We start from the raw sequence: 10,600 nt of genomic DNA, 5'->3' as shown, positions 1-10,600 counted from the left end.
CCTTCGCTACGCTGTGTGGTGATCATTTGGGTATGCGTGTAGTCGCTCATCCTAAGCTGTGAGAGTCTTTTTATATTTTTTATGGAAAACAAGCCCGACGACCGTGATCCTGAGTTGTCCGGTGGGCGTAGAGATGGCAAAAGGAGCGGGGGGGGCGGGGGGCACCTCACCGGTGCCGGGCGTGTCCTTGCCGAACGCTTCCCTGGCCAGTTCGCCGATGCCGCCCAGCGTGCCGATCAGCTGCGTCGCCTCCACCGGGAACAGGATCGTCTTGGCGTTGGGCGAGGTGGCGAACAGCGCGATCGCATCGACATATTTCTGCGCGACGAAGTAGTTGATCGCCTGCCCGGTGCCGCCGGCGATCGCATCGGACACCATCTGCGTCGCCTTGGCCTCCGCCTCGGCCGCGCGCTCGCGCGCCTCGGCATCGCGGAAGGCGGCCTCGCGCCGGCCCTCGGCCTGCAGGATCTGGCCCTGCTTGGCGCCCTCGGCACGCAGGATATCGGAAGCGCGGCTGCCCTCGGCCTCGAGGATCTGCGCGCGCTTCTCGCGCTCGGCCTTCATCTGCCGGCCCATGGCGTTGACGATATCCTGCGGCGGCTTGATGTCCTTCACCTCGACGCGGGTGATCTTCACCCCCCACGCGGCGGTCGCGTGATCGACGACGTTGAGCAGGCGGGCGTTGATCTCGTCGCGCTTGGACAGCGTCTCGTCGAGGTCCATCGATCCCATCACGGTCCGCAGGTTGGTCGTCATCAGCGCCAGCACCGCCTGATACAGATCGGACACCTCGTAGGCGGCCTTGGCGGCATCGAGCACCTGGAAGAACACCACGCCGTCCACCGACACCATCGCGTTGTCGCGCGTGATGATCTCCTGGCTGGGGATGTCGAGCACCTGCTCCATCATGTTCACCTTCTTTCCGACGCGGTAGAAGAAGGGGACGTAGAAGTTGAAGCCCGGCTGCGCGGTGGCGACGAACTTGCCGAAATATTCGATCGTGTAGCGGTAGCCCTGCCGCACCACGGTGACGCCGGCGAAGACGAAGGCGGCGGCAAGCACCAGCAGGACGATCGCGAAGGTGGCCACGTCTGTTTCTCCCGCCGCACATCGGCCTTCGCGCGACATTGCCCTTTGCCCGGCGTGGCGTCCAGCATATCGCGATGCCCGAGGAGATGCCCCATGAACACGATCTTCGCCGACGTCCGCTCCGCGCTGTACCTGCCCGCCTCCAATGCGCGTGCGATCGAGAAGGCGCGGGGGCTGCCATGCGACATGGTGATCCTCGATCTGGAGGATGCGGTGAAGCCGGACGACAAGCAGGCCGCGCGCGAGGCGGCGGTGGCGGCGGTGGCCGAGGGGTTCGGCCCGCGCATCGCCGCGATCCGGCTCAACGGATCGGACAGCGTGTGGCACGCCGACGACGTGGCGGCGGTGCGTGCTTCCCACGCCGCCGTCGTGGTGCTGCCCAAGGTTGAAAGCGCGGCGGAGGCAACGCGCGTGGCCGATGCGGTGGGCAAGCCGCTGTTCGCCATGATCGAGACGCCGGCGGGCGTGCTGGCGGCGGTCGGGATCGCCGCTGCCCACGGAGTGGCCGGGCTGATCGCCGGATCGAACGATCTGGCCGCCACCCTGCGCCTGCCGCCCGATGCCGGCCGCGCGCCGCTGGCGCTGTCGCTCCAGACGATCGTGCTGGCCGCGCGCGCCGCCGGCATCGTCGCGCTGGACGGCGTGTGGAACCGGCTGGCCGATCTGGACGGTCTGGCGGAGGATGCGCGTGCCGGGCGGGCGACCGGGTTCGACGGCAAGACGCTGATCCACCCGAACCACATCGCCCCCGCCAACACCGCCTTCGGCCCCACGCCCGCGGAACTGGAGGACGCCCGCGCGCTGGTGGAGGCCGCCACCGGCGGCGCCGAACGCTTCCGCGACCGGATGATCGAGACGATGCACGTCGATGCGGCCAAGCGCCTGATCGCGCGGGGCGAGCGGTAAACGATGGAAACCGCTCATCCCGAGGGTCTGACCGGGAACTCGCTTTTCACGTCCATGCCCCGAGCGAAGTCGGGGGGCGGGCCGCGTACGTGACGCTCCGTGTCCCGACTTCGCTCGACACGAGGGCGGGATGAAGCTGGATCGATCAGGATTCCGGCAAAGGCCGAGGCCGATCTTGACTGCCCGGTCAGCCTCGCAGGATGGTCGGGGAGGGGATCGGGTGGTGACGGAACCCCGCACTACCAATCCGCCGCCCCCGCTCCTATAGAAGCCCGACTCCGCCAGCCACAGATCGGGTCAAGTCAGCGTCATGGAAATCAGCCTCGGCCTCACGTTCGACGACGTTCTCCTCCGCCCCGCCGCGTCGGAGGTGTTGCCGAGCCAGGCCGATACCCGCACGCTGGTGACGAAGGCGATCTCGCTAAACATCCCGATCCTGTCGTCGGCGATGGATACCGTCACCGAGGCGGACATGGCGATCGTGATGGCGCAGATGGGCGGCCTTGGCGTGCTCCACCGTAACCTGACGGTGGACGAGCAGGCCGATGCGGTGCGCGCGGTCAAGCGGTTCGAGAGCGGCATGGTGGTGAACCCGATCACGATCGGCCCGCGCCAGACGCTGGCCGACGCGCAGGCGCTGATGACGCGCCATCGCATCTCCGGTATCCCTGTGGTGGAGGACGGCGGCCGGCTGGTGGGCATCCTCACCAACCGCGACACCCGCTTCGCCGAAAACCCGGCGCAGACGGTGGCCGAGCTGATGACGCACCAGAATCTCGTCACCGTGCGCCCCGGCGTGACGACCGAGGAGGCGCGGCGGCTGCTGCACCAGCGCCGAATCGAGAAACTGCTGGTGGTGGACGATGCGTTCCGCTGCGTCGGCCTCATCACCGTGAAGGACATCGAAAAGGCCGTCACCTACCCCAACGCCACCAAGGACGGCACCGGCCGCCTGCGCGTCGCCGCGGCCACCACCGTGGGCGACAGCGGGTTCGAGCGGACCGAGGCGCTGGTCGATGCCGAGTGCGACCTGATCGTGATCGACACCGCCCACGGCCACAACCGCGACGTGGCGCGCGCCGTCGAGCGGGTGAAGAAACTCAGCAACTCGGTGCAGGTGATCGCCGGCAACGTGGCCACCGCCGAGGCGACGCGCGCGCTCATCGACGCGGGCGCGGACGGCGTGAAGGTGGGCATCGGCCCGAGCTCGATCTGCACCACGCGCGTGGTGGCGGGCGTCGGCGTGCCGCAGCTCACCGCGATCATGGACGCGGCGGGCGAGGCGGCGAAATCGGGCGTGCCGGTGATCGCCGACGGCGGCCTGCGGACCTCCGGCGATCTGGCCAAGGCGCTGGCGGCGGGCGCCTCCAGCGTGATGGTCGGCTCGCTGCTGGCGGGCACGGCGGAAGCACCGGGCGAGACGTTCCTGTATCAGGGCCGCACGTACAAGAGCTACCGCGGCATGGGCTCGGTCGGCGCGATGGCGCGCGGCTCGGCCGATCGCTATTTCCAGTCCGACATCAAGGACCAGATGAAGCTGGTGCCCGAGGGGATCGAGGGGCAGGTGCCGTACAAGGGGCCGGCCAAGGACGTGATCCACCAGCTTGTCGGCGGGGTGAAGGCGGCGATGGGCTATACCGGGTCGCCGACCATCGCCGATCTCCAGCAGCGCGCGCAGTTCGTCCGCATCACCAACGCGGGCCTGCGCGAGAGCCACGTCCACGACGTCTCGATCACGCGCGAGGCGCCGAACTATCCCACGCGGTGACGCCCTTGGCGGTATCGGAGTTCTGAGATGACCCCCGCCGCACGGGCGCAGGCGGCGATCGACCTGCTTGACGAGATCCTCGCCGCCGCGCGCGGCAACGGCGCCGCCGCCGACACGCTGATCGCGCGCTATTTCAAGACCCGCCGCTACGCCGGATCGAAGGACCGGCGGGCGGTGCGCGAACTCGTCTATGGCGCGATCCGCCGGGCGGGGGAGCCGCCCGTCAGCGGCCGGGCCGCGCTGCTGGGGCTGGCCCAGGCCGATACGGTGCTGGCCTCGTCGTTCGATGGATCGTCCCACGGCCCCGTCGCCGTGACGGCGGGCGAGCCGGTCGCCCCCGCCGGCATCGCGCCGGCGTGGCTGGAGACGGCGCTGGCCGCCGCGATCGGGCGGGACGAACTGCCGGCGCTGCTCGACCGTGCGCCGCTCGACCTGCGGGTCAATCGCCTGAAGGCCACGCGCGCGCAGGTGCTGGCTGAGCTTCCCGATGCGGAGGCGGGGGCGCTGTCGCCCGATGCGGTGCGGCTGCGCGAGGGGATCGCGGTGGAGGCATTGCCGATCTTTACGCAAGGCTGGATCGAGATCCAGGACGAGGGCAGCCAGCTGATCGCGGCGGCCGTGGGGGCAAAACCCGGCCAGACGGTGGTCGATCTGTGCGCGGGCGCGGGCGGCAAGACGCTGGCGCTGGCCGCTGAAATGGGCGTGCCGACGACGGGTCGGCTGATCGCCTGCGACAGCGATCGCAACCGGCTTTCGCGCCTGCCGCCACGCGCCGAACGGGCGGGGGCGGCCGGGATCGAGACGCGGCTGCTCGATCCGGGCCGCGAGATGGCGGCGCTGGCCGATCTGGCCGGGCGGGCCGATGCGGTGCTGATCGACGCGCCCTGTTCGGGCACCGGCACATGGCGGCGCAACCCCGAGGCGCGCTGGCGCCTCACGCCGGAGCGCGTCGCGCGGGTGGCCGCCACGCAGGCGAGATTGATGGATGTCGTGGCGGCGCTGGTGCGGCCGGGCGGGGCGCTGGTCTATGCGGTCTGTTCGCTGCTCGATGCCGAGGGGCGCGATCAGGCGGCGGCCTTCCTCGCCCGCCACCCCGGCTGGCGGGCGGCGCCGGCGGCGACGGCGGGGCGCGCGCACGGCGACGGCCGGCTGCTGACGCCGGCACGCGACCGCACCGACGGCTTTTTCATCGCGAGGCTCATACGGCCGTGCTAGAGCCGGCACCTGAGAGTTTTCGGGAGTATGTGATGCGCCTATCGCCGATCGCCGTGGCCCTGTCGCTCACGCTCGCGGTGGTTTCCAGCGCCGGCCAGGGGCAGCGGCCGGACGACCAGATCAACCCGCGTTCGGTGGCGCTGGTGCAGCAGGGTGAGGCCGCGCGCCGCGCCGGCAATTTCATTGCCGCCACCGATGCGCTGGAAACCGCGCTCGCGGTCGATCCGCGCAACCGCGCCGCCTTTCTCGCGCTCGCGCAGGTCGCGCGGCAGCAGGAGTTGCCGGGCAAGGCGATCCGCCTTTATCGCGAGGCGCTGACGCTGGAGCCGAACGATCTGGCCGCGCTGGAAGGGCAGGGCGAGGCGATGGTGCAGAAGGGCGCGGTCGAGCGCGCACGCGTCAACCTCACCCGCATCAAGACGCTGTGCAAGGTGGAGTGCGCGCCGGCGACCACCCTCGCCGCCGCGATCGCCAAGGGGCCGCCGCCTGCGGTAGTGACCGCGCAGGCCACCACCGTCGTCCCGCCCAAGGGCAAGGAGACGACGACCACCCGGCCCTGAGCCTCAGGGCGGCCCGGTCGGTTATTGATTGCATAAGTGAAGCGGGTTCGAGTGGTTTTTATTCGAGCCGCGCTGATCTGGAATTAAATTCCCTCCTTCTCCAAGGCTTGAAAGCCGACTTTGCGATAGCTTCTTGGTGAAGGTATGGACTTGGCGGTTCAGCCAGAGCCGAGCCGGATAACCGCCGTACGTTCCCGCACCGGCCATCGGACGATCTGACAAACTGTCTGACGGCCGGGTATCGGCCGACCTGCCGACGATGTTGCCCATCTCGCCGGCCTCACGTTCCGCTGCCACAGTCACTCGACTGGATGGTGCAGGTCGCCACGGCGTTATCGAGCGGGTCGACCGCTTCTCTAGTCGTAAACCGCAAGAACCGTCGTCGAGACGGCATTCTTGAGGCGCGTCCCCGCCGAAGCAAGCGGTGTCGGGATCACCGAAACCAACCCGCCCCATCGGCGGTCGCTAGTTCGCCACGCGCAGCGTCGGCGGGGGCGTGAAATCGACCGGATCGAAATGCACGCGGTTACGGCCGTTGCGCTTGGCCGCATAGAGCGCGCGATCCGCCCGGGCGAGCGCGGCGTCGAGATCGCGATCGCCGCGCTGGATCACCGTCAGGCCGATGCTGGCGGACATCCGCAGCGCCTCGTTCGGTTCGGGCAGGCGGACGGCGCTCAGGGCGGTGCACAGCCTCTCGGCGATATCGATCGCATCCTCGCCCGAGGTGTCGGGCAGCAGGATGCCGAACTCCTCGCCGCCGACCCGGCCGATGATGTCGGTGCCGCGCAACTGCTCGATGCAGAGCGTGCCGAACGCCCGCAGCGCCATGTCGCCGGCCTGATGCCCCCAGGTGTCGTTGATCGCCTTGAAGTGATCCAGATCGATCATCAGCAGCGCCAGCGGCCGGGCCAGCCGGGCGGCGCGCATCATCTCGGCGCGAGCGGTGGAGAAGAAGCTTAGGCGGTTCGGCAGCTTGGTCAGCGGATCGGTGGAGGCGAGCCATTCGAGGCTGAGCTCCACCGCCTTGCGATCGGAGATGTCGATGATGCCGGCGATCACGATACGCCCCGCCGCCATTTCCACGATCGATGCCTTCACCATCACGGTGCGCTGCTTGCCGTCGCCGCAGCGCGCCTGCACCTCGAAGTCGGCGACCTCGCCGTCCCGCTGCAGCCGCGTCATCAGCCGCAGCCGGTCCTTGGGGTCGGCATAGAAGCGCTCGAACGATTCGTTGCCGATCATCCCGGGCGAGATGCCGAACATCTCCGCGCAATTGTCGTTCACCTGCAGGATACGGCCGTCGTCGCAGCGGGTGACCACCATCGGCACGGGGGCGGCGGCGAACAGCTTCTCCAGCTTCTCGCGGCTGATCTCCAGCTCGTCGGCGATATCACGGGCGATGCGCGTGGCGTGCCATTCGAGCCGCTGGAACCGGTTGGCGCGGGCGACGACCAGCATCAGGCAGACGTTCAGCGTCGCCAGCGCCAGGCCGAGGCCGATCACGCTGCCGTCGTCGGCATGATGCGCCTCGTACCCCAGCAGCAGCAGCGCGCTCGCCACCACGCTGCACCCGCTCAGCCACGCGAACGGCAGCGGTACGCCGAGGTAGAAGATCATCGGCAGCAGCAGCATCACGAACAGCGCCAGCTCGCTGTGCGAACTTACCAGTGCGGCCACGCCCAGCGCCGTGATACCGGTCCACCACGCCATCACCTGCTGCACGGATCGCGGCGAGCACCGACGGCGCAGCACCAGCAGGCATCCGAGCGAGGCGAGGACGATCATCGCCCGCGCCGGGATCGCGATCCAGAACTGGCTGGTGCCGTGGAAGCGCCAGTCGCTGATGAAGAACAGCGTGTTGAGGATCGCCGAGGCGATCAGCAGCCAGCTGCTGTGGCGCACCGTTTCGGCAAGCCGCGCCCAGCCGAACGCCTGTTCGAGCGTGTCTGCGCGAAACTCCCCGCTGCGGCCCACCAGCGCGGTGGCCGCCCCGGCATCATGCAACGGGAAGACGCCGTCGGGGGCGTCGTGGGGGTCGAGCCGATTCATCAGATCCAAAGGTCTAGACGCAAGGGATTGTGTTAATGTTAATCGCCGCCGCCGGCCACCTCTTACTGACCCTGATCTTACAATGGCATCGAGGCATCGGCACGATCGGGCGCGGCGCCATAGTGATGCCAGGTGAAGATCGCCGCCGCGCCGCGATGCGGCCGCCACGTTTCTGCCAGCGCGCGGGTCAGCGCCTCGTTCGGCCGTTCGGCCAGACCCAGCAGGCGGCCCACCTCGATCTGCACGGCAAGGTCGCCCGCCGGCCAGATATCGGGCCGGCCCTCGGCGAACAGCAGGTAGATCTCGGCGGACCAGCGGCCGATGCCCTTGATCCGCACTAGCGCCGCGATCGCCGCCTCGTCGTCCTGCGGCAGGGCGTCCAGCGTGAGGCGGCCGCTGACGATTTCCCCGGCAAGGCTGCGTGCGTAACCGGCCTTCTGCCGCGAGAGGCCGGCGGCGCGCAGCGTCTCGTCCGAGGCCTCGATCAGCCGGGCGGGATCGGCCGCGCCGCCGATCAGCCCCTCCAGCCGACGCCATACCGCATCGGCGGAGGCGACGCTGACCTGCTGGCCCAAGATCGTACGCAACAGCGTGGCATAACCGCGCGGGCGGATACGCGGCGGCGGGTAGCCGATCCGTTCCAGCCCGCGTGCGATTCCCGGCTCGATGCCGGCCAGGGCGTCGAGCGCGGCGTTGATCTGGTCGGCGCTCAGTCCCATCTCGCGGCCCCTTGATTTCGCAGCGCCGGACAGACATAGCCGCGCCGAAGTACAGTGCCGATATCGGAAGGAGCCATAATGCCCAAGTTGATCGTCGTCACGCGCGAGGGTGAAGAATCGACGCTGGAGGGCGATGCCGGCCTCTCGGTGATGGAGGTCATCCGCGACGCCGGAATCGACGAGCTGCTCGCCCTGTGCGGCGGCTGCTGCTCCTGCGCGACCTGCCATGTCCATGTCGATGCGGACTGGGTCGACCGCCTGCCCGCGATGAGCGAGGACGAGAACGACCTGCTCGACAGCTCCGATCACCGCAACGAGACGTCGCGCCTGTCGTGCCAGCTGCCGCTGACCGACGCGCTCGACGGCCTTCGCGTGACCATCGCCGAAGAGGATTGAGGATCGCATGGTCGCCGCCCGCATCTACCAGACCGGCAAGCATGCGATGCAGTCCGGCCGCGCCCGTGCCGCCCAGTGGGTGCTCGAGTTCGAACCGGGCGAGGCCAAGCGCGCCGACCCGCTGACCGGCTGGGCCGGATCGGGCGACACGCGCGGTCAGGTCGTGCTTCGCTTTCCCACGCTGGAAGCGGCGCAGACCTATGCGCGCGAGCAGGATCTGGATGTCCGGATCGTGGCGGCGGCCGAAAAGGCGCTGCGCATCCGCGCCTATGCGGACAACTTCAAGTAGGATGACGCCGGGCCGGTGAGGGGGGTGCCCCCGCCGGCCGGGCGCCTCGGTGGTTTTCCGTGGCGAACGGGCGGGTCTCAGCCTGCCTGTCGCAGCATCCCCGCGCCGAGCAGCAGCAACAGCTTCACGTCCACCGCCACGCCTTCCGCGCGCTTCGCCTCGACGAAGCCGGCGATGTCGCTCAATGGCACGCGGTGGACGGTGATGTCCTCGCCCTCCACGCCGCCGCCGTCGCCGACCTTCTCCAGCCCCGAGGCGATGACGAGCGTGAAGTTCTCCGACACCATCCCCGGCGACGAATGGAAGCGCCCCGCCGACACGACCGTCGCCGGGCGGTAGCCGGTCTCCTCCTCCAGCTCGCGCGCGGCGGCCAGTTCCACCGCTTCGCCCTCCTCCTCGTCGCCGACCAGCCCGGCCGGCAATTCGAGGCAGCGCTGGCCGATCGGCACGCGATACTGCTCCACCAGCAGGATGTGCCCGTCCGCCACCGCCACGATCACCGCCGCCTGTATCCCGCGCGTGCGGCCGACATATTCCCAGCGACCCTTGCGGCGGGCGACGATGAAACGGCCCTCCCACATCGTCTCCTCGGGGGCGTCGTGATCGTGGTGGGTCATAGTTCGATCAACCTGTCCGGCAATTCATTGCGATCGCTCGCGGTCTTGGGGAAGTGGCGGGCCAGCACCACGCCGATCTGCTCGACCGCCGCGACCATGCCGTCGCCGGGCCGGCCTTCGCGCACCGCCTCCACCATCGCCGTCATCGCCTCGCCCCAGCATTCGGGGGTGGTGATGCCGTGGATCGCGGCATCGGCGACGATCTCGGCCTGATGTTCGGCCAGTGACAGATAGAGCAGCACGCCGACCCGCGCCTCGGTGCGCTTCTCGGTGCCGACGGCGAAGAAGGCCACCGCCCGCCGCCTGACCCGCCGCCGCCGGGTGGAGCGCGGCGTCAGCGCCATGCGCAGCGGCATCCACGCCAGGATCACCCGCCACACGAGGAACACGGCGGCCAGCAGCATCAGCAACAGCCCGAGCAAAGCTCCCCGGCTGTAGTCGTGGCTCCAGCCGTCCGCGCGGTCGAGCAGGCCGAGTACCGCATCGGGCACCGTCGCGACGATCGCCAGCGCCAGGAACATCGCCAGCAGCGCCCAGTGCAGCGCGACATCGTGATAGCTGTCCGATCGGTTGGCCACGATCGTCACGATCTCGCCGTCGGTGGCCGCCTCGGCGGCGGTGACGGCCGCCGTCACGCGGGCATGATCGGCCTCGGTCAATCGCATCACCAGCTCCCCGAAGCCCCGCCGCCGCCGAACGAGCCGCCACCGAGGCCCCGCCACCACCCGCCCACCGCCCCGACGCCGCCGCCGCACGCGAACCGCCGGCCGCCGACGCCGCCGCCGCCCCGCCCCCGCCGCCGCAGCCTTCCCCCCCGCCGCCCCCCCCGCCCCTGCCAAAATGGACAGCTTTGTCCGCCCGAAACCCCGCCGGCTTTGCTAGCAGCGGTGCATGGACAGCCCCCGCCGGTGCCGTATCGCGCTCGTCGAGCATGATGCCATGATTGCCCGCTCCATCCTCGCCACGCTGCGCAGCGCCGGGCATGTCTGCCG

At 69.6% G+C, this 10,600-nt stretch carries 11 protein-coding genes; 6 read left to right on the top strand and 5 right to left on the bottom strand.

Features of this window, described 5'->3' with window-relative positions; translation table 11 throughout:
- Positions 1-51: 51 nt before the first annotated feature.
- Positions 52-1,128: an SPFH domain-containing protein gene (locus FOY91_RS19075; RefSeq protein ID WP_145155310.1), complete on the bottom strand. Its 1,077-nt coding sequence runs from the start codon at positions 1,126-1,128 to the stop codon at positions 52-54.
- A 54-nt stretch (positions 1,129-1,182) separates the two neighbouring features.
- Between FOY91_RS19075 and FOY91_RS19070 the strand changes: the two genes are divergently transcribed.
- From FOY91_RS19070 to FOY91_RS19055, 4 genes are all read left to right on the top strand, one after another.
- On the top strand, positions 1,183-1,995 hold the full coding sequence (locus tag FOY91_RS19070; protein ID WP_145155308.1) for an HpcH/HpaI aldolase/citrate lyase family protein: 813 nt from the start codon (positions 1,183-1,185) through the stop codon (positions 1,993-1,995).
- A gap of 310 nt (positions 1,996-2,305) precedes the next feature.
- Positions 2,306-3,763, top strand: a complete 1,458-nt coding sequence (gene guaB, locus FOY91_RS19065; protein ID WP_145155306.1) for an IMP dehydrogenase — start codon at positions 2,306-2,308, stop codon at positions 3,761-3,763.
- A 27-nt stretch (positions 3,764-3,790) separates the two neighbouring features.
- Positions 3,791-4,978: an RsmB/NOP family class I SAM-dependent RNA methyltransferase gene (locus tag FOY91_RS19060; protein ID WP_145155304.1), complete on the top strand. Its 1,188-nt coding sequence runs from the start codon at positions 3,791-3,793 to the stop codon at positions 4,976-4,978.
- A 32-nt stretch (positions 4,979-5,010) separates the two neighbouring features.
- Positions 5,011-5,538, top strand: a complete 528-nt coding sequence (locus FOY91_RS19055) for a tetratricopeptide repeat protein (RefSeq protein ID WP_145155302.1) — start codon at positions 5,011-5,013, stop codon at positions 5,536-5,538.
- Between the two features lie 465 nt (positions 5,539-6,003).
- Here FOY91_RS19055 and FOY91_RS19050 read toward each other — a convergent pair whose 3' ends face one another.
- On the bottom strand, positions 6,004-7,587 hold the full coding sequence (locus tag FOY91_RS19050; protein ID WP_145155300.1) for a sensor domain-containing diguanylate cyclase: 1,584 nt from the start codon (positions 7,585-7,587) through the stop codon (positions 6,004-6,006).
- 77 nt (positions 7,588-7,664) lie between these two features.
- A complete protein-coding gene (locus tag FOY91_RS19045; RefSeq protein WP_145155298.1) occupies positions 7,665-8,306 on the bottom strand; it encodes a DNA-3-methyladenine glycosylase family protein in 642 nt (213 codons plus the stop codon).
- Positions 8,307-8,384: 78 nt separating this feature from the next.
- On the opposite strand from FOY91_RS19045, the gene FOY91_RS19040 reads away from it, so the two are divergent.
- Positions 8,385-8,702, top strand: a complete 318-nt coding sequence (locus tag FOY91_RS19040) for a 2Fe-2S iron-sulfur cluster-binding protein (RefSeq protein WP_145155296.1) — start codon at positions 8,385-8,387, stop codon at positions 8,700-8,702.
- A 7-nt stretch (positions 8,703-8,709) separates the two neighbouring features.
- Positions 8,710-8,991 (top strand): NADH dehydrogenase ubiquinone Fe-S protein 4, encoded by a 282-nt coding sequence (locus FOY91_RS19035; RefSeq protein WP_145155294.1) that lies wholly within the window; start codon positions 8,710-8,712, stop codon positions 8,989-8,991.
- 77 nt (positions 8,992-9,068) lie between these two features.
- On the opposite strand, the gene FOY91_RS19030 is transcribed toward FOY91_RS19035, so the two are convergent.
- Together FOY91_RS19030 and FOY91_RS19025 are read right to left on the bottom strand one after the other, a co-directional pair.
- Entirely contained in the window at positions 9,069-9,608 is a 540-nt protein-coding gene (locus FOY91_RS19030; RefSeq protein ID WP_145155292.1) for an NUDIX hydrolase, read from the bottom strand.
- Complete coding sequence (locus FOY91_RS19025) at positions 9,605-10,273, bottom strand: TPM domain-containing protein (RefSeq protein WP_145155290.1); 669 nt, start codon at positions 10,271-10,273, stop codon at positions 9,605-9,607. The genes FOY91_RS19030 and FOY91_RS19025 overlap by 4 nt, the downstream gene beginning before the upstream one ends.
- Between the last annotated feature and the right edge of the window lie 327 nt (positions 10,274-10,600).

This window comes from Alterirhizorhabdus solaris, assembly GCF_007785815.1.
GTDB classification, from domain to species: domain Bacteria; phylum Pseudomonadota; class Alphaproteobacteria; order Sphingomonadales; family Sphingomonadaceae; genus Alterirhizorhabdus; species Alterirhizorhabdus solaris.
Note: the sequence above shows the minus strand (reverse complement) of the source record. Positions and strands in the feature narration are given on the sequence as shown.